Source organism: Paraburkholderia sp. Ac-20342 (genome assembly GCF_017104985.1).
Taxonomy (GTDB): Bacteria; Pseudomonadota; Gammaproteobacteria; order Burkholderiales; family Burkholderiaceae; genus Paraburkholderia.
Map to the genome: position 1 here is coordinate 17,075 of NZ_JAAGPQ010000082.1, position 19,763 is coordinate 36,837.

At 62.2% G+C, this 19,763-nt stretch carries 16 protein-coding genes and 1 pseudogene; 9 read left to right on the top strand and 8 right to left on the bottom strand.

The annotated features are described in order from the left end of the window. Positions 1-4 precede the first annotated feature (4 nt). Entirely contained in the window at positions 5-712 is a 708-nt protein-coding gene (locus tag G3N58_RS26150) for an NAD(P)H-dependent oxidoreductase (protein ID WP_167283829.1), read from the top strand. 317 nt (positions 713-1,029) lie between these two features. Continuing rightward, positions 1,030-1,245 (top strand): transcriptional regulator, encoded by a 216-nt coding sequence (locus tag G3N58_RS26155; RefSeq protein WP_167041464.1) that lies wholly within the window; start codon positions 1,030-1,032, stop codon positions 1,243-1,245. Positions 1,246-1,459: 214 nt separating this feature from the next. Here G3N58_RS26155 and G3N58_RS26160 read toward each other — a convergent pair whose 3' ends face one another. Beyond that, complete coding sequence (locus G3N58_RS26160; protein ID WP_206000580.1) at positions 1,460-3,412, bottom strand: hypothetical protein; 1,953 nt, start codon at positions 3,410-3,412, stop codon at positions 1,460-1,462. A 620-nt stretch (positions 3,413-4,032) separates the two neighbouring features. On the opposite strand from G3N58_RS26160, the pseudogene iaaH reads away from it, so the two are divergent. Together iaaH and G3N58_RS26170 are read left to right on the top strand one after the other, a co-directional pair. Then, positions 4,033-5,551: pseudogene (gene iaaH / locus G3N58_RS26165) on the top strand (indoleacetamide hydrolase). Between the two features lie 134 nt (positions 5,552-5,685). Next, a complete protein-coding gene (locus G3N58_RS26170) occupies positions 5,686-6,474 on the top strand; it encodes a CDP-diacylglycerol diphosphatase (RefSeq protein WP_167283826.1) in 789 nt (262 codons plus the stop codon). Positions 6,475-6,656: 182 nt separating this feature from the next. Here G3N58_RS26170 and G3N58_RS26175 read toward each other — a convergent pair whose 3' ends face one another. From G3N58_RS26175 to G3N58_RS26195, 5 genes are all read right to left on the bottom strand, one after another. Further along, a complete protein-coding gene (locus G3N58_RS26175; protein WP_167041452.1) occupies positions 6,657-7,835 on the bottom strand; it encodes a porin in 1,179 nt (392 codons plus the stop codon). A gap of 62 nt (positions 7,836-7,897) precedes the next feature. Further along, positions 7,898-8,074, bottom strand: coding sequence for a hypothetical protein (locus G3N58_RS26180; protein WP_206000582.1), 177 nt, complete (start codon positions 8,072-8,074; stop codon positions 7,898-7,900). A gap of 81 nt (positions 8,075-8,155) precedes the next feature. Further along, on the bottom strand, positions 8,156-9,553 hold the full coding sequence (locus G3N58_RS26185) for an MFS transporter (protein ID WP_205192803.1): 1,398 nt from the start codon (positions 9,551-9,553) through the stop codon (positions 8,156-8,158). A 139-nt stretch (positions 9,554-9,692) separates the two neighbouring features. Then, positions 9,693-10,790, bottom strand: a complete 1,098-nt coding sequence (locus G3N58_RS26190) for a Gfo/Idh/MocA family oxidoreductase (protein ID WP_167283824.1) — start codon at positions 10,788-10,790, stop codon at positions 9,693-9,695. After that, on the bottom strand, positions 10,787-11,833 hold the full coding sequence (locus G3N58_RS26195) for a Gfo/Idh/MocA family oxidoreductase (protein ID WP_167041442.1): 1,047 nt from the start codon (positions 11,831-11,833) through the stop codon (positions 10,787-10,789). Before G3N58_RS26195 ends, G3N58_RS26190 begins: the two co-directional genes overlap by 4 nt. A gap of 61 nt (positions 11,834-11,894) precedes the next feature. Between G3N58_RS26195 and G3N58_RS26200 the strand changes: the two genes are divergently transcribed. Then, on the top strand, positions 11,895-12,926 hold the full coding sequence (locus G3N58_RS26200; RefSeq protein ID WP_167041439.1) for a LacI family DNA-binding transcriptional regulator: 1,032 nt from the start codon (positions 11,895-11,897) through the stop codon (positions 12,924-12,926). Positions 12,927-13,474: 548 nt separating this feature from the next. Continuing rightward, positions 13,475-14,956, top strand: coding sequence for a membrane dipeptidase (locus G3N58_RS26205; RefSeq protein WP_206000583.1), 1,482 nt, complete (start codon positions 13,475-13,477; stop codon positions 14,954-14,956). A 104-nt stretch (positions 14,957-15,060) separates the two neighbouring features. On the opposite strand, the gene G3N58_RS26210 is transcribed toward G3N58_RS26205, so the two are convergent. Further along, positions 15,061-16,122, bottom strand: coding sequence for an LLM class flavin-dependent oxidoreductase (locus G3N58_RS26210; RefSeq protein WP_206000584.1), 1,062 nt, complete (start codon positions 16,120-16,122; stop codon positions 15,061-15,063). A gap of 388 nt (positions 16,123-16,510) precedes the next feature. Here G3N58_RS26210 and G3N58_RS26215 point away from each other — a divergent pair, with 388 nt between their 5' ends. From G3N58_RS26215 to G3N58_RS26225, 3 genes are read left to right on the top strand one after another with little or no spacing between them, the layout of a single operon-like run. Next, positions 16,511-17,338, top strand: a complete 828-nt coding sequence (locus tag G3N58_RS26215; RefSeq protein ID WP_167283819.1) for an ABC transporter permease subunit — start codon at positions 16,511-16,513, stop codon at positions 17,336-17,338. Next, positions 17,335-18,078 carry an ABC transporter ATP-binding protein gene (locus tag G3N58_RS26220; RefSeq protein WP_206000585.1) on the top strand — a complete coding sequence of 248 codons (744 nt, stop codon included), beginning with the start codon at positions 17,335-17,337 and terminating at the stop codon, positions 18,076-18,078. The genes G3N58_RS26215 and G3N58_RS26220 overlap by 4 nt, the downstream gene beginning before the upstream one ends. Positions 18,079-18,111: 33 nt before the next feature. Next, a complete protein-coding gene (locus G3N58_RS26225) occupies positions 18,112-19,116 on the top strand; it encodes an NrtA/SsuA/CpmA family ABC transporter substrate-binding protein (RefSeq protein ID WP_206000586.1) in 1,005 nt (334 codons plus the stop codon). A gap of 75 nt (positions 19,117-19,191) precedes the next feature. On the opposite strand, the gene ligK is transcribed toward G3N58_RS26225, so the two are convergent. Next, positions 19,192-19,763: 4-carboxy-4-hydroxy-2-oxoadipate aldolase/oxaloacetate decarboxylase (gene ligK / locus G3N58_RS26230; protein ID WP_206000587.1), on the bottom strand; the 572-nt coding region annotated here is incomplete at its 5' end.

The window sequence follows — 19,763 nt, forward strand, 5'->3', positions numbered from 1 at the left end:
TTCGTTGAGCAGATTCGATCATTCCCGCCGGCCGCTTATCGTCGGCATTGGCGGCACGACACGCGCGGCCTCGTCGACCGAGCGCGCGCTCGCCTTTGCGCTGCGCGGCGCCGAAGCCGCCGGCGCCGACACCCGGCTGTTCGGCGGCGCCTTCCTGCATAGCCTGCCGCATTACGCGCCGGAACAGCCCGAACGCACCGCGGAACAGCTCGAACTGATCGAGGCCGTGCGCCGCGCGGACGCGCTGATCGTCGCGACGCCCGGCTACCACGGCGGCGTGTCGGGCCTCGTCAAGAACGCGCTCGACACGCTCGAGGAACTGCGCGCCGACGCGCGTCCCTATCTCGACGGCCGCGCGGTCGGCTGCATCGTCACGGCCTATGGCTGGCAGGCGGCGGGCTCCGTGCTGAGTTCGCTGCGCTCGATCGTGCATGCGCTACGCGGCTGGCCGACGCCGTTCGGCGCCGGCATCAATACGCTCGAAACGCGCTTCGATACCGCCGATAGCTGTTCCGACCCGAAGGTCGTCGAACAACTCGCGACAGTCGGCCAGCAGGCCGCGCAATTCGCGCTCGCGTTCAATGCACACCGTACTTCGGGCGCCTCGGGTGCCGTGGGCGCATCATCGGGCGCTCCATCCAGCCAGACAGCCGGCAAGCCCCTTGCCGCCGCGGCCGACACCCGCTCCGCGCGTATCCTGCAAGCAGTCTGATCCGCCTGCTTTCGCGCTCCGTGGCGCCTCCTCGGCGGCGCGCGGCGACGCGCCGCGCGCAAACCGTGCGCCACATAACAGACACCTCGGGCGTGCTGCCGATAGTGTTACCGGACACAGCGCCTTTGATCCGATCCGGGCTCCTGACTATCGCTCCGGCGCCTCGCTGATTTGCTTACGACGAAAGATTGGTTCACCCGCTGCACAGTGCGGCCCTATCTTAGGGTCTGTGCGCCGCTTCGCGAGCTTCTCGCACGATGGAGCGGCGTCGCACGCACTGGTTTCGATACAACGCACGGGGCAATACCGACAAGATCATGAACTCACACATCCGCTATAAGGGCTACGAAGTCGAAGCGGCTACGCAACTGCTACCGAATGGATTATTCGCCGCCAATCTGACCATAGAGGAATCCAGCGCGACGCGTCGCAAAGCGTATTCGTTCGATGCGCTCGATTACTTCTTCGACGAAGAGCATGCGCTCGCCTATGCGTCCGACTGGGGGCGCATGTGGATCGACAATCGTCAGTAACGTCGGCAAGCCACTGGAGTTGACCCGGTCATTCCGGACACAGCTTCGTACCACGGTTGCCGAATCCATCGAGCGCCGGAACTCGCAAGGCGAGCGGTATTTCCGCGCGCTATGGCGATGCTTCCCGTTGCAATGCTCGAATGCGATAGCACAGATTATGCGAGCCATCTTGTCGGCCTGCGCCACAATCACCACGTTCGGTGTCCGTTCGCGACTAAAACGACAAGCTGCGTGATCGCGCGGGTTGATTGGTTTGCACCCCATCCCCATTCGAAGCCAGTGCGTCCAACACCTCGTATGCGCCACTACCCAGGTTGGACCTAAATACGCTCAGGATAGCGGTACGGGCCCGTTTGTCTGTGACCGTACCTCCACCCTCCCGATCTCTGACGGAGTTTCTGACACTGGTCCTGACAACCGTGCCCGTAATGGCAATGCCGCACTCCGTGGCGTTGCCGACCTCGCGAATGAAATCCATATTGCGACGCACTTGCGCCTCCACAGCGTGGACGAATCTCTCTGAATGGTTGTTCCTCAGATCCGTCAACTCCTGAGTCAATACCTTTTCAGCCCAGTTCAAACGCTGCCGCTCTCCAGATTTCATCGTGACTTCGGGGATGCGCCGGCACAACGCTTCGATCGAATTGTTGCGTACGTTGCTTGTGAAAATGAAGATCGCGTCAATATCGTGCCGGGCACCGCCGTTCGTGTATTGCTTGAAGTTGTCGGAATCCATAATTCGTTTGATATCCGCCACTTTGGCCGAGTGCTCGTCGTCGCCGAAATCTGCTTCATTGACGAGGACGATAACGTCGTTGCGGCCAAACTCCATCTTCTTCGCGTGCAGTATGCCGGCGACTTCGGGCAGTGGCGCATTCAGGGTGCCTAAGGACCAATCGCCAGGCGGCCCCCAGAATTTCGGGCTCAGCAGTTCTTCTAGCGTGGTCTCCACAATAGGACGCTTCACCACGGCGGAAAAATTTTTGACGAACTGCGTTTTTCCAACCCCGCCTCTCCCGGTCAAAAAAACGGCGGGCCGGCTTTCGATGCCCAACTTGTCGAAGAAAACCGTTTTCAGTTCGTCGGCCGTGGAGTCCGGGAAAAAGTCGGCCAGCTCATCCAGCTCTTTGCGCACCCTGGAACTCTTGAGCCACTCATTCCCGTGCCTTGTCACCATCCGCGAGCCCACCAGCACTTCTCGCCTTGCCATCAACAGCTCGGCTTGCGCCAGTCCTTTCATACCATTGGCTGGATTTTGCAGGCATTGGACAATTTGGCTATCGATATCGTTGATTTTCCCCTGGGTCAGGGGATCAAGCGCTTGAGCCATGTAATCTCGGGACTCATCCATCAATTTAGTGTGCACCCGGATTTTCGATTGGTAGGGATCGAGTTCCGTGCGGGGACGCTGCGATGCGCGCAACTGTTCGATCCCGTTGTGCACTGCAGCCCAGGTTCCTTCATAGGCGAAATTGCTCAACGTGTTCCTGGCGAGCGAAACCACGATGTTGCGGGCGCTCAGCCCGTCAGGCATTTTTTCGACCGAATCTCCAGCCGCCTGCGGCTTTGCGCCGGCAATCATGCCCGTCGTCTTGCTAGTGACATACCAGGCAAGCGCGGTGGTGACATCGCTGACGGTCTGAGCCACGGCGGGAGCAGTCGTTTTCATTACGCTCTCGCTCGAACCCAGCCAGAATGCCTCCCGCATCTTGCTGAAATCGAAAGATAGCGGCTCGTCATAGTGCCTGGCGGCAAGCAAGGTCTTGAGATTGCGGCTCCGGGCCGCAAGCGAAAACGGGCTTTCGGCAGGAGCTGGTTCGCTCGATGCACGCTCCTTCTCAAGCACTTGCTCGCGGGCGGTTTCGCCTGTTTCCGATGTCGGCCTGATCGACGGCGGCTGGTCCTTGACACGCACTACAGCCTGCTGTGACTTGATCGCGGGGATCAGCCTGGTGCGTACCTGCTCCGCGGGCACGATCCCCGACGATAGAAGGTACCGTGCGACCTTGAGACGGTTATCCAGTTCGGGGAGTCCTCCCAGCGCACCGGAGATAGGCTGGCGGGTCGGCGGAGATGATCCTGACGGTGCAGTGAGAACGTCTGCGGACGGGGTTTCAGGAGAAAAAACGGTCGTCAATAAAGACGACACCTTGTCGATGCCTAGCATGTTGTCCCCTGCGATCTTGACAGAAATTCGCTTGCTATCAATTCATCGCAGATTGCCAGCGAACACATTTTCTAACCTGAACGCCACCGTGTGTACGGTCATGCAGGAGCGAGTCCAAATAGTTGACTCGCATGCATCTCGCACCGGCTTCCAAAGTAGTTACCCACCCCACTTTGACGCCCGGGCATGGCACATTCAGCAGGCCTTATGCCGGACGGAGTATCACCGGAAATGATCGGTCGAACTTCGTTTGGGAAATTCTTTTGATGCGAAGCATGTTTCAGAAAAACGAACGGGCTGTTGCCAAGGCAGGCAATTCGGCGACAAATCGCATGCCGCTCGCCTTAACCCGCTGCGCGGGTGGACGCGATTCCTGGCCGGCACGGCAAGCACAGACACCCCTTACGCCAGCCCCAAATCGGGCAAGGCGGCCGTGGATAGAGTTCTGGCGCGCCGGCGTTGATGCCCGTTACCTCTGCGCCGCCGTTGCATTGCCCGGCATCCTCTTTCAGGCGGTTGTGCCAGAATAGCTCAACCCCTGCGTTCGCTTTCCGCACGCGTAACCTGTCCGCTACTTCGACGGATGCCGCAGAAACTCCCGCCCCCTCTCTCCGGATTTCGTGTTTGCCGGACAGCACGCCCATTCCGGAGCAGGTTGCGAGCATCGATACGGAGCCGCCGCTCATGACATGGACCGTCGACGCACAACTCGCGCTGACCGCGACACAGGCGGTCGAGGCGCTGCAGTCGGGCCGCCTCAAAGCCGCCGACTACGTCGCCACGCTGCTCGCGCGCGCCGCCGCGCTCGCGCATCTGAACGCGCTCACCACGCTCGATCTCGACGGTGCGCTTGCGGCCGCGCGGCGCATCGACGCCTTGTCCGCGCAAGCGCGAGCACGTCTGCCGCTGGCCGGCCTGCCGATCGTCGTCAAGGACAATATCAACACGGCGGGCTTGCAGACCTCGGCGGGCACACCCGCGCTCGCGGGCTTCGTGCCGGCGACGAACGCGCCTTCGCTGCAACGCCTTCTCGATGCGGGCGCGATCGTGCTCGGCAAGGCCAATATGCACGAACTCGCATTCGGCATTACGAGCACGAACTTCGCCGCGCATGCGGGGCCGGTACGCAATCCCTATGATCCCTCGCTGATGCCGGGCGGTTCGTCGGGCGGCACGGCAGTCGCCATTGCGGCGCGCATCGTGCCTGCCGGACTCGGCACCGACACCGGCGGCTCGACGCGCATTCCCGCCGCGCTAGCGGGCACTGCGGGATTGCGTCCATCGGTCGGCAATGGCGGCGCCGAGCGGCGCTATCACGATCCCGACGCGGTCGTGCCGATCAGCCATACGCGCGACACGGTCGGACCGATGGCACGCAGCGTGGCCGATCTCGCACTGCTCGACGGCGTAATCAGCGGCGACGGCACGCTGCCCACGCTCGCGCCCGACCAGCTTCGCATCGGCCTGCCCGAACCGTTGTGGGACGGACTCGAAGCGCAGGTCGAGGGCGTCGCGCGGGCCGCGTTGCGCAAGCTCGAAGCGGCCAGCGTGACGTTCGTGCCGCTCGCGCTGAGCGAACTCGAACATCTGAACGGCATGGTCGGCGGACCGATCGCGATTCACGAAGCGCGCGACGACGTGCTCGCGTGGCTCGTCGCAAACCATGCGCCAGTGCAAACGGTTGCCGGAATAGCCGCGCGCATCGCGAGCCCCGACGTGCGCGCAATCTACGACGAAGTACTCGCCGACGCGCTCGGCTCGCACTATCCGGCGGCGCTCAATTATTGGCGTCCGCGTTTGCAACGCTATATGGCCGCCGCTTTCGCGCACGCGCAACTCGACGCGCTGCTGTTTCCCACCACGCGGTTGACCGCAGTGCCGATCGACGATCTGCAAGGCTCGTCGACGGTATCGATCGACGGCGGCCCGCCGATCGATACGATGGAAGCCTTCCTGCGCAATACCGATCCGGCCAGCACGTCAGGCATTCCCGGGCTCTCGCTGCCGGCCGGCATCAGCGCGAACGGCTTGCCGGTCGGTCTCGAACTCGACGGCCCGCTCGGCAGCGATAGACGCTTGCTCGCAATCGGCATCGCGTTCGAACACATTCTCGGCGCGTTGCCCGCGCCCGTGCTTTGACGACCACGCGGCCGACCGCGGCGATGTCATCCGCCGCTGTTATCCCTTGATATTATCCCTTGAAGTTATCCCTCTATATCATCCTTGATACCCGCGCCTTTGACAGGCTTTTGAAAACACTCCGTTAAACAACAATGACGACACCCGCCACCGCTCATCCGCAACGCGGCCTTTTGCATCGCCTCTCGCTCCTGACCGCGGCACTGGCAGCCGCCCTCGCCACGACTTCATGCGCACGCCTCGCAACGGTCGATTCCAACGCGCTATGGAAAATCGTCGACATACGCTGCGTGCCGTCGCAGCAGGCAACCGGCACGCCGGGCCAATGCACGCTCGTCGATCTCGACAAGCGCTATGTCGTCCTGAAGGATATTCTCGGACGCTCGCAGTACCTGCTGATGCCGACGGACCGCATTACGGGAATCGAAAGTCCGCTCGTGCTCGCGCCCGATGCGAAGGACTATTGGAGCGACGCGTGGGACTCGCGCCACTACGTGCAGGAAGCGGTCAAGCGCACACTACCGGACGATCGGCTGGGCCTCGAAATCAACTCCGAATATCGCCGCTCGCAAAACCAGTTGCATATCCATATCGACTGCATGCAGCGGGAAGCCGGCGTCGCACTCGCGAACCACGCACACGATACGCCCGGCCAATGGCAATGGGACACGCTCGACGGCAAACGCTACCGGATCATGCGCGTCATGTCGCTGACGGGCGCCGACAACCCGTTCCGGATCGTCGCGCGCGACAACCCCGAGCCCGCGACCATGGCGAGGCAAACCATTCTCGTGACGGGCGCGGGAGCCTCCGCCGCGACCGATGGCTGGCTGATCGTCAATAGCGGCATCGACGTCGACAATGGCAGCGGCACGGCCGAAGGGCTGCTCGACCATGCGTGCCGCGTCGCCCAGGATCATTGAGCGTTGGCCGCACACGCGCTATTCACGATTGCGTGGATGCATGGCTCGATAAACTAGTTCGGGGCGCGCCGCGCAGTTGACGCCTGAGATTACCGGCGGCTCCCCTCAACCATCAACGCCGAAACAGCCCCCGCGCTGCAGCGCTCCGATCACAGGAGCGATGCATGCGCGGCCCCCTCCGATCAGAACGCGTGGCGAATCCCGACCATGCCGACGAACTGCGAAGGCCCGGACGACGGCGTACTGCTCTGCGAATCGCCCACCACCGCCACCGTGTCCGCGATCGTTACGCCCGAACCCGACGCGATCAGCGACTTGCCGTGCGCATGCTGATAGGCCTCGAGCGCGTAGAGCGTGGTCCGCTTCGACAGATTGTAGGTTTGCTCCAGCGAAATCTGATGGTATTGAGCCGGGTCTTCGATACCGTTGGCCTTGCTGGCGCGCGTATAGCTGTAGCCGATGGCCGCAAACAGGGCCGGCGTAATCTGATAGGTCGCAATCGTGCCATAGGTGTTGAATACGGCCTCGTTCACGAACAACGAATGTGCGTTCGGCGTGTAGCGCACGTTCGAGTAATTCAGACCGAGCACCAGATTGTTGAGGCTATAGCGCGCCGCGGCGGCCACCATCTGCGTCGTGTTGGCGGTCGCATAGCCGTTGTTGACCGGCGAGCTATTCGCGAAGCTGCCGAGCGCCTGGCTCGTCGCGATGTTCCTGAGATTGACGTAACCCACGGCCGCCGACAGTGCCTGATAGTCGTAGCGCAACGCCGCGCTGAAATGGCTGCCGTTGGTCACGCTGCCCGGCGTACCGCCTAGCCCGTACTGCGCGCCGAACGTCAGTCCGGCGATATTCGGCGAAGCGTAGTTGATCGAATTGTTCAGGCGCAGCGTGGTATCGAGCGCATCCAGATCGCCTGGGTGCGCGCCCGTTGCACCTGTCAGCACGTTCGTCGGGCCGAGTGCACCGACCAGCGTGAAGTAAGGCGTGTATTGGCGACCGAGCGTCAGCGTGCCGTACCGGTCATTGCTCAAACCGACATAGGCCTGACGGTTGAAAATATATCCCGCACTGCTCTGCGCCCCGGTCGCGGAGTTGAAGCCGCTCTCCAGGCGAAATACCGTTTTGGTGCCGCCGCCAATATCCTCCGCCCCCATCAAGCCGAACTTACTGGCCCCCAGTTCGCCCTGGCCCATGTAAAAATTCGCCTTGCCGTGCTGGTTGCTGGAGTAGGCCAATGCATTATCGATCGTGCCGTACAACGTGACGCTGCTTTGTGCCAGGGCGCCGGCCGACAGAAAGGCGCCCGCCAGCGGCAGACAGTTCAAAACCAGAGCGCGCGTGCGCTTGATCGTTTTCATGGTAAAGGGTCCCCAAAAGAAATTTGAATTGCGAGTAAGGCAAGGTTTGTTGTTAGGGTTACTTATAGATTTTCGACTGCCACGCCGTCATCCACGATGTCGCCGCAATGGATGCCCATCGCGCCGGCGATGCGCGCATACATCTTCGCGTTGGTCGCCGGCTTGATCGACAACACGGAATGGGCGCCGCCGGCGATCTGCCCGCCGCGTCCATCGGGTCGTAGCCTGGGCGCGTTCATGAACACGGGCCCGTGGGCCGTCACGGGCGCAGGCTGCAATAAGCCGCCCGCGCCTGGATTGCGATAAGCGTTACCGGAAATTCAGGCCCGCTTCGCCGCCGGCGTCCGATCGTTCAAGAACCAATACATGATCGCGACGGCCGCCAGATCGATCAGCCCCAGGAAGATCAGAATGGGTTTGTAGCCGCTGACGCCGACAATCGCGCCCATCACCAGCGAGAAAATCGTGCCGCCGATCCACGCGACGCTGCCTCTAAACCCGTTGACCGTGGCAACCTTGTTCGGCTCGAATTCCTCGATCACCAGATTCGTGAACATCAGGGACTTGATCATGTGCCCCATCCCGCTAATGGAAATCAGGGCAATCGCCGCCGTCGCACTGCTTACATAAGGCACGGCCATCATCGGGATCATCAGCAGCGCCCCGATGAGCGCGGTCGCGACACAGCTATTGACGACCGTCAGATCGAATCGGTCTTTGAAAAACGCTTTCAGATAGCCGGTGCTGATACTGCCCAGATCCGACATCAGGAACGGCAGCCAGGTAAACATGGCAATCTGCTTCAGCGGCATGCCGCGCTCGTTGGCGAAATAGAGCGGGACCCAGAAAATCAGGAACTGCCAGCCCGGTTCCGAGAGGCCCGCGGGAATTGCAATGCCATAGAATTTCCGCTGCTTGACGGTTTCCTTGAATGCACTCCACAGCGAACGCCGTTGATACGAGGTAATCGGATCCTGGTCCGATACGATGTATTCGAGTTCGGCCGGGGAAATCAGCTTGCTCTTGGCCGGCGGGCTATACAGCCGCCACCATGCCAGGGCCCAGACGATCCCGACGACGCCGGGAACCGCGAACGCGGCACGCCAGCCCCAGAGCACGCCGATCCCACCGATAACCGGAGCGGCCAGCAGCGCGCCGACCGAGAAGCCCATACTGACCCATCCCAAAGCGACGCCGCGGCGCCTCTTCGGAAACCACTCGCCGACGATTTTCGGCTGTGCGGGCAATGCCACCGCTTCGGTCGCGCCCATGAAAAAACGCAAGAAGGCGAGGCTCATCCAGTTCGATGCGCCCGCATGCAGCAAGCACGCCATCGACCAGATGAAAGCGAACAGCGCCACGCCGACTTTCAGCCCGATGGCATCGACCAGCCAGCCGCAGATCGGCTGAAACACCGTGTAGCCCACCTGAAACGCGGCCACGACCCACGAGTATTCCTTGGTCGTGATGTGCATGTGCGTCTGCAATTCGGACGCCAATACGCCCAGCGAATTGCGGCTCACGTAGTTGAGCGTGACCCCGATCAGCCAGAGCAGGGAAATTGCCCAGCGCACGTTGCCAATCTTTATTTTGCCCTTCACATGGGCAGGATTGCTTTCCTGCCCATCACTGCGCAAGGCGCTTTCTTCAGAAATAGACATGTCTCCTCCAGGGCCTGGCCCGTACTCCCACGCTCGATTGAATTCACCCGTAAACAATCAACCCTGCAGATCAGTAATCCTGATATTTGTTGCTGGCTTCATGAAATCGAAAGGCTCTCAAGGAGACGCCGGGGTGATTGCGAATCAATGGAAAACCCGACCGGGACCTTCCTTGCGGAAGTCCCGGCCAAGCGCGTTATTCGTTACCGAAGCCGAAGCGACGCGATGCGGGAACCCAATCGCTGTACCTCGGATGATCCGCAGCGATCGGCAGTTGAATGGCGTTGCCGGTTTCCGCCGAGTGGTAAATCGCCGTAATCAGCTCAAGCGACTGGCGTGCGTCGCTCAACGTAACCGGCGTCTCCGCCCCATTGACGAGCGTGTCGTAAATCAGCTCGAACTGGCCCGCGAACGAGCTATGCCGCGGTACGAAATCTTGCAGCGCTGCTTCGATGGCTGCATCGATCTCGGCGCTCTTGCCCTTGAAATGCCACGGATCGTCGCCGGGACGATAAGGATGCGTGCTGCGGCTTTCGACGGTCAGGTCGGAGAACATGAAGCGAATTCGCGAGAGTTCCTCGGCAGCACCGAGCGTGACGGCCAGAGTCGCGACCGAACCGTTCTTCATGCGCACGGAAATCGCCGCGCAGTCCTCGGCTTCGACCTTGTTCACGCGCGTCGCGAGATTCGCATAGAGGCTTTTGATCGGCCCGTTCACATAGGTCAGGATGTCGTGCGCGTGAATGGCGTGCGTCAGGCAGCAGCCGCCCAACTCGGTGGCCCATTTACCGCGCCATTCGACCGCGTAATAGTCCGCGTCCCGGCGCCATGAGGTTTCGACGGTCGTCAGAAAAGGCGTGTGGGCAAACCCTTTCGCCTGCAAATGCTTCAGCTTCTGCAAGCCGTGACCGAAGCGATATTGGAAGATCGGAAACAGTACGCCCTTGGCCTGCGCTTGCGCGGCGGCGATGGCATCCGCATCGGCCAGCGAGCCGACCAGCGGTTTTTCGCAAATCGCATGCAGTCCAGCCGCGAGCGTCTGTTCGATCAGTTCGCGATGGATATGCGGCGGCGTGCAGATGTCGATGATGTCGACCTTGTCGCCGCTCAGCAGCGATGCGAAGTCGGTCGTGACGTGCGGCACGCCGAATTTTGCAGCAGCCTCGCGCGCTTTGGCTTCATCGAGATCGCAGACAGCCACGACGTCGAACAACTCGGGGACTTCGGCATAACCTTGCAGATGCGCCTTGCCGATGCCCAGTCCCACTACCGCCACTCTCAGTTTCTTGCTCATGCTTTTGCTCCAATTCGAACGGCCATCGCTTCGGCCTTCAGGGCCAATTCTGTTGCGAGGAAACAGTGTTTCTGACTCATGGCGGTTTCCGTGCGGTTCAGCACGTCGTCGATAAGACGCGAGCCATACGTCAGTTGCTCCTGCGAGCAGTCGATATGCTGGGTGCCCCGTTTGTCGACGAGGAACAGGTGATCGCGGCCAGGACGGCCCGCGATGTCGATGTACTTGCGCACTTCGATATAACCTTCCGTGCCGAGCACCGTCAGACGGCCGTCGCCCCACACGCCCAGCCCTTCCGGCGTGAACCAGTCCACGCGGACATAACCCGTGCCGCCATTGCCGCGAACCATCAGTTCGCCGAAATCTTCGAGTTCGGGCGTGGCCGGATTCGCGATGTTGCCGATATGCGAAGCGACGATTTCCGCTTCGGTGGAGCCGGTGAAATACAGGAACTGGTCACACTGGTGAGCGGCAATGTCACAGAGAATGCCGCCATAACGCTGACGCTGGAAAAACCAGTCCGGACGCGGCTTGCTTGCTGCTTCGCGATTGCCGCTCAGGCGGTGCGGGCCGAGGCCGACGGTTTGAATGACCTTGCCGATCGCGCCGGCGGCCACGAGTTCGCAGGCTTTCTGCGTTGCCTTGCTCTCGAAACGCTCGGAGTAGCAGACGGAGAAGATACGTCCGGTTTCCGCTTGCGCGGCTTTGACGCGATCCAGTTGTTCGAGCGTGATGACACCGGGCTTATCGACCATCACGTCCTTGCCGTGACGCATGATCTCGATGGCCATATCCGCGCGAACATCCGGGATGGTGGCGCTCACGACCAGCTGAATGGTCGGGTCTTCGAGAATCTCGCGTTTGTCGGCAACCCGTTTCACTTGCGGGAATGCCTTGATGTATTCCTCGACGAGATCGTCTTCTTCCGCATAGACGCTCACGAGTTCGGCGCCGGCGTCGAGTACGAGCCTGGTTTGACCGTAGATATGGTTATGATTGAGACCGATCGCGGCAAAGCGGATTGTTTCTTTTCGTATGTTCATTGCTCTCTTTCCTGTTTAAGATGTGAGGCGTATTCCAGAGGAGCACGCCTCCAATTCGTTAATGACAAAAAAACCAAGCGTTACGATTCGCGACATCGCGGCGCAAGCGAACGTCTCCGTCTCGACCGTGTCGCTGGTCGTGCGGGAAAGTCCTCTTGTCGCGCCGGAAACCCGCAAGCGAGTCCTCGCGACGATGGCCGAATTGGGCTACGTTCATAACCGCGGCGCGGCGGCCATGCGCTCGCGTAAAAGCGGCGTGATCGCGATGTCGGTCAACGATCTCGCCAATCCCTACTTTGCCGGGCTGACCTCCTCGGTCGAACACGCGCTGCAGAAAATCGACCGGACCGTGCTGCTGACCGACGTGCGCGAAGATCCGCAACTGCAGGCACGCTTCATCGAGAAAATGCGCGGCTACAACGTCGATGGCCTGATCCTGTGCCCGGCGCATACGACCGACGTCACGCGGTTGCTGGAGCAATTGCGCAGCGCGCCGTTTCCGTGCGTACTCGTCTCGCGCGACCTGGCCGGCAGCGGCCTCGACTACGTCGGCTACGATCACCGCCGCGGTATGGCACTCGCCGTTCGACATCTGATCGAGCTGGGTCACGAGCGCATCGCGCTGCTCGGCGGGTCCCATCACACGTGGGTGGGCCATGAACGGCTGTCGGGTTATCGGGAGGCACTGCGCGCGGCGGGATTGCATCACGATGCCTCTCTCGAAGTCGAGGGGGAATTGACACGCGCATCGGGCATGAGCCTGCTGGATCGCGTGCTCGATATGAAGACTCCGCCAACGGCGGCGGCATGCGCGAACGATATCGTTGCGTTCGGCGTCATGCTCGGCTTGCGTCGCCGCGGGCTCGAACCCGGCATCGACTTTTCGGTGACGGGAAACGACGACCTGCCCGAAGCCGAACTCTGGACGCCCTCGCTCACCACGTTGTCGATCGACTTCGACGAGATCGGTCGCCAGGCGGCAACGCTTCTGCTACAGCGCATCGAAAATCCCGCATCGGAGGTCCGGCATGTCAGCTTGCCCGTGCAGCTCGGCGTGCGGAATTCCACGCGCGCGCCAAAATCGCATGCGTAAGCACCCCGCTGGAGGCTGACGGCAATGGCGTCTGATCGCACTGTATTCATTCCGATAACGAGTGTCCGGTCAATTTATAACGTTCTAATTCGTGAGGCGAACAAACGGCTCATCTACCAGGAGCCGCTACGGTTCGTTTTCGACATTCGAATTAGAACGTTCTAATATACGTAGGATATCCGACAACAGACTCGTCTCCAAATTAGTGTTTACCAGACTATCGACGACGGGTTGGCACATAATTGTCGCGTCACTGTCATATTTTGGTGAACATAGTCAGTCGTCGTACAACATGGGTGCCATGCCCACCTATGACGGGAGCGGACACCTTCCCGCCTCGCCGCCCAACCAGCCCGGGTATTGCATCGGCAATGCCACCCACGCGGCGGCGCGTTTGCCGAAGTCTTCCGCGACCGCTTTGAGCGATTCGTCCAGTGCCCGTGCCAGAAAGGTACTGCCCGGAAATACGCTGACAAGTCCACACCCTGTTGGACATAATGATCGCCGCTGACTGGACACAACGGTAGCCCGTTTCGCTCACGACGACCATGCGCACCGACCACCCTTCCGATTTCTCGCAACCCGTCTGGACCACCATCCGCAGCGATGCCCCAAACGACCCGCGCACGGCCACGGTCGAGATCAGCGGATGGATGATTCCGCTCGACCCCGCACAGTCATCAGTCGACTATTTCCTGCTTGCGGAACAAGAGCCGTGTTGCGGTGCGTGCGTGCCGCGCGATCCTTTCAACTGCATTGAAGTCATCACGCGTGAGCCCATCGCGCTCGAAGGCGGAGCCGTCCACTTGCGCGGACGTCTGATACGGCTGGTCGACGATCCTGCCGGCTGGCGCTATCGACTCGGATCCGCCGAACGGGTTCAGGATGCAGGCGGCTCATCCCTGCCCGCATCCGGCTTGCGCCGCCGGGCGTTTCTCGCCTCGGGAGCCGCGCTGGGTCTCGCGGCATGCGCGCCCGGACGTTTCGCGCAATACACCGATACGCACGACGAAGCGCACCCCAGCAACAGCGAACGCCCACCCTGGCAAGCTTCCGCAGGTATCCTGACTATCGACATGCATAGCCACGCGGGTCATGTCATCGTCTCGCGCAATCCCGCCATCGGTGCGCGTCGGCCACTGACGCCCGTCAGCGCGCCGATGCGTGCGGGCGGCATGAACGTGATCTGTCTCGCCATCGTTACGGATACCGTCGTCACGCGCGTATCCGCCGACCGCAAGCGCTTCGAAGCCTGGCGCACACCCGAGCCGGGCGAGCTTTATCGGCTCAGCCAGATCGAGTTCGAAAGAGCGGGAAATCTGGTGGAGCGCGAGCAACTGGAAATCGTCACCGGTGCGGACATGCTCGCTGCGGCCAATAGACAGGGGCCGCGCGTCATCATCGCAGCCGAAGGCGCGGACTTTCTCGAAGGCCGGCTCGAACGCATCGACGAGGCCTATGCATCGCACCGATTACGGCATCTTCAGTTGACGCACTACCGTGTCAACGAGCTTGGCGACATCCAGACGGAAGCGCCGGTTCACGGCGGGCTGAGCGATTTCGGCGCCGACGTCGTGCGCCGCTGCAACACGCTTGGGATCGTCGTGGATGTCGCGCACGGCACCTATGATCTCGTGAAGCGCGCGGCGTCCGTCACGACGAAGCCACTGGTGCTCTCGCACACGGCGCTCGCGGGACACCCTGGCCCGCGCAGCCGCCTGATCACGGCGGATCACGCACGCGCCGTGGCGCAAACGGGCGGTGTGATCGGCGTATGGCCCAGCTCGGGGACATTTCACGATCTCGATGCCATGGCGCACGGGTTCAGACGCATGGCGGACATCGTAGGCGTCGAACACGTGGGCCTCGGCACGGACATGTACGGGTTCATCTCACCGCCCGTATTTCGCAGCTACGAGCAGTTGCCGGCGCTGGGCGCAGCGCTGCTCGCGGCCGGCTTCTCGCAGCAGGAAACCGAACAGATGCTCGGCGGCAATTATCGGCGCGTATTCGAGGCGTCGTTAGCCTGACCTGCCCATTTGCCATTTGCCCATCGGCTCGCCAGAACATCCTCTGGCATGGCCCGCGAAGAAATGCCGTGCGCCCACAATCCCGCGAGCCAACCGCTCGGCGCCTATGCGGACAACAGCCGGCGCACGCGCGGCACGACCTCTTCCGCGAAACCGCGCATGTCCGCTTCGAAGGGCTGAAACTGAAGCATGAAAAGTTCGATGCCCGCCCGGTGAAACGCCGCAACGCGCTGCGCGACGGTGTCGTAATCGCCGACGAGTCCCGCTGCCGTGCCGCCGTTCGAACCGACCCGCGCCGAGCGGGCAAAGGTCTGATGCATCACGGTATGGGGATCGGTGTTGGCCTTCTGCCGCTCGCGCAATGGCTTGTCGAGTTCGGCCAGCGCGAACAGATGTTGCAGATGATCGTCGGCCTGCGCCTGTGTCTCGCGCGCGATGACAAAAGCCGACAGACCGAAGCGCAGCGGCGCGTGCCCGGCCGGACGCGCACGCGCGGACACGTCGGCGATCAGGCCCGCGACGTCGTCGTGCGGCTGGCCGTTGATGAACCACACATCGCCATGCGCCGCGACCAACTCGCGCGCCGGTTCCGATTCGCCGCCGACGTAGATCAGCGGACGGGCGCGATACGGATCGGCCGGAAGCAGCCGGTAGTCGTCGATGCGGAAATTGTCGCCGCGATGGTTCACGCTCTCGCCGAGCAGGAGCCGCTCGACCACCGAAATCCATTCGCGGCCATACGCGTAGCGTTCGTCATGCTCCGCGAAACCGATCCCGGCGCGTTGCAGTTCCGGGCGATTCCATGCATTCACGAGATTGATCGCGAAACGCCCGCCGCTGATGTGCTCGATCTGCTGCGCCATCTTCGCGAGCACGACCGGATGATAGAGAGACGGCTTGATCGCGGCGATGATCTCGATGCGCGAGGTGAGCGCCGCCAATGCGGCGCAAGCCGTCCATGCTTCCAGTTGATCGAGCGACGGGTCGTGCGGATTGACCGTATGCTGCGCAACGAGCACGGAGTCGTAGCCGAGACGCTCGGCTTCAAGCACGAGGGCCCGGTTTCTGGCCCAGGAAGCGTCGTAGGGTTCCGCGGGGTCCTGAAGCGCGGCGCGGCTGCCGTGCACGAGCGCCCAGACACCGAAGCGTGGAAATTTAGCTGACATTGACTTGAGACACGGAAAGACGGTTTGAAGGGGTAGTCATCCTAATCTTGTCCGCGTACTCGCCGATCTATTTTCTATCGATATGGAATGATCCGAATGACGGTAGAAGCTTATGCCTCAATAGACGCCTATTCTTTTCGAACCGCAAGCGAACGCGGCATTGGTGCGAAAGCGTGAGCAACGACCATTTCGCGGAAAGAAAGCCACTACAACGGAAAAATACGCGACACGACGCCTATCCATTCTGCTATCGCACGCACTCCGCCGGCAAAGCCAATCGCATCGGCGCATATCCATAGCTGCAATGCTTGCTTGTCCTGAGGAATGAGCTCGACAAGAATAAGCGCTCCATCACAACGCCACTATTCATCGCAATCACGGAATCGGCATGGCTGATATCACAACCTCTTCTTCACACAGCCCTGTCCCGTGGTCCCGGGCTGCGGACCGCTTTTATCACGGGCTCTCGTGGGCTATCCCGCTACTGATCGTGGTGTTCTGGGAAGTCGCCGCGCGTACGGGATGGATCGCGGCACAGGTGCTGCCGGCGCCGAGCAGCGTCGCGGCGACCGCGTGGAATCTTGCCCGCAGCGGCGACCTGTTCGTTCATCTCGGCGTCTCGCTGCTGCGCGCCATGACCGGCTTCCTGGCAGGCGGCACGATCGGCCTCGCCCTCGGCGTGCTGTCCGGCTTTTCCCGGCTCGCGCAGGCACTTGTCGACCGCCCGCTCCAGATGGTGCGCGCGATTCCCTTTCTCGCGATGCTGCCGCTCGTTATCGTATGGTTCGGCGTGGGCGAAGTCGCGAAGATTTTTCTCGTCGCGCTCGCCGTGCTGTTCCCCATCTACGTGAACACGATGCTCGGCATTCGCCAGATCGATCCCAAACTGATGGAACTCGCCAAGGTGATCGGCATGAACTGGCCTGCGGTTGTGCGCCGGATCATTTTGCCCGGCTCGATGCCGTCGATCCTCACGGGCATTCGCTATGCGCTCGCGCATGCGTGGCTCGCCCTCGTGATCGCCGAAACGCTCGCGACGACCCGAGGCATCGGCTTTCTCGCGATGGACGCACGCGAATTCCTGCAAACCAACGTCATTCTTCTGACCATCATGATTTACGCGATTATCGGCGTCGCCGCGGACGCTCTCGTTCGTTCGCTCGAAGCGCGCTTCCTCTCGTGGCACGCGAACTACGCCAACGGAGGCAAGCCATGAGCGCCACCCTCGCACTATCGCGTCACGCGACGGACGAAGCTGGCGGAGCAAGCGAAGCCGCCGTGCAGCCTTCAGCCGTATCGGTGCGCGGCCTGCAGCGCCGGTATGGCGCGCGCGTCGTCATCGACGCGCTCGACCTCGATATCCGTCAAGGCGAATTCGTCGCACTGCTCGGCGAAAGCGGCTGCGGCAAGACCACGCTACTGCGCGCGCTGGCGGGTCTCGACAGACTCGATGCCGGACTGATTCGCGCCCCCGAGCGGCCATCCGTCGTGTTTCAGGAGCATCGCCTGTTGCCGTGGGCCACCTTATGGGAAAACATTGCGCTTGGCCACGAGTCCCGCATTGGCCGCACAGGCGCGGCGCATGCGCTGGCCGAAGTCGGACTGGCGGGCCGCGAGGACGACTGGCCGCGCAATCTCTCCGGCGGTCAGGCGCAGCGTGTCGCACTGGCGCGCGCGCTCGTGCGCGACCCCGCGCTGCTGTTGCTGGACGAACCGTTTGCCGCACTCGACGCGCTCACGCGCATCAAGATGCACGGGCTCGTCAAGGAACTGGTCGCGCGCCATGCACCGGGCGTGCTGATCGTGACTCATGACGTCGACGAAGCACTCACGCTCGCGGACCGGATTCTCGTCATGCGTGCCGGGCGCATCGCCGCGTCGTTCCGCCCGCAGGATCACACGCCGCGAGCATTGCGGCTCAGGCTGCTCGAAGAACTGGGCGTTCAATCCCACTGAACCGCTCGCTCTCCACACAAGGAACCACCACGAATGAACGATGCTTCACTGACTCGCCGCCAGCTTCTGCGCGCGGCGGGCGGACTGCTGGCCGGCGCCGCCGCCGCGAACTTCCTTCCCGCCCGCAGTGCCGAACCGCGCAAGCTCACGCGCAATACCGACACGGTTCGCATCGGCTGGGGCTACGGCAGCCTGCCCGACATCGCGAGGCAGCGCGGCGTGTTCGAGAAAACGCTCGGCGCAAAGGGAATCAAGGTCGAATGGATCGGGCCGTTCCCGAACCATGCGCCGTCGATCCAGGCCGTGGTCGGCGGCAGCGCGGACTTCGGCTTCTGGGGCTCGACGACGCCCGCGTTCGCCGCGATGCTGGCGGGCTCGCCCATCGTCTTCACCGCCTTCGACGTGTATTCGCCGCGCTCGACCGCCATCATCGTCAAGAAGTCGAGCGGCATCCACTCGGTTGCCGATCTCGCCGGCCGCAAGGTTGCGGTGAATCGCTCGGGGCTCGGCGAATTCCTGCTGATTGCGGCGCTGGAGAAGCATCATGTCGATCGCAGCAAGGTCGAGTTCGTCTATCTGAATCCGCCCGATGCCGCGCCCGCATTCGCGCAAGGCAAGGTCGACGCGTGGTCGATGTGGTCGCCCGCCGTGGATATCGCGCGCTATTCGAACGACGCCCGCGACATCTTCAGCGAAGGGCGCGATCTCGACTTCCTCGTCGACTACAGCTCGCTCGTCACACGCCGTCAGTTCGCCGAAGAAAATTCCGCACTGGTGCGCGCCGTACTCGACGCGTATTACGTGGAAGGCGCGTGGCAATCGGCTCACCCGGGCGAATCGGAATCGCTCGCGCAAAACGAGGCCAAATATCCGGATCAGGTGCGCGACTATCTCGCGAGCCTGAAGCGCGTGAACCAGTTTCACGAGCCCGACGACGCGGCCTTCATGGCGCAACTGCAACGGGCCGCCGACTGGCTCGCCCAGCGCAGGATCATCAACGCGCCGATCAAGGTCGCCGATTACAGCGTCAAGATATGAGCCGCCGCGCCGGCAACGGCGCGAAGAAACGCGGTGCGCAGCCGGCTGCGCGACCGCGCCAATGCTCAACGGGCGTCAGTCGATATAACGCAAGCCCAGCTTTTCCAGCGGCTCGCGCATCCTGTACATGTCGAGCCCAAGTACGCCCGAGGCGAGCGTCGCGCGCTTCTGCGCTTCGTTCGCCTCTCTCGCCTGGGCGTTGTCGAGCGTTTTCTCCGCCATCGCCTGCGGCACCACGACCACGCCGTCCTGATCCGCCACCACGACATCGCCGGGCACGACGAGTGCGCCCGCGCAGACCACCGGTATATTGACCGAACCCAGGGTCGCCTTGATCGTGCCTTTCGCCGAAATCGCCTTGCTCCACACGGGGAAGTTCATCTCGGCGAGCACGCTGATGTCGCGTACGCCCGCGTCGATAATCAAGCCGCGCGCGCCGCGCGCCTTGAAGCTGGTGGCCAGCAAGTCGCCGAAGTAGCCGTCCGTGCAATCGGCGGTCAGCGCGGCCACGACCATGTCGCCGGGGCGAATCTGCTCGGCCGCGACGTGCAGCATCCAGTTGTCGCCGGGATGCAGCAGCACGGTGACGGCCGTGCCGGCCGCCGTCGCGCCCGCATAGATCGGGCGCATATAAGGCTTGAGCAGGC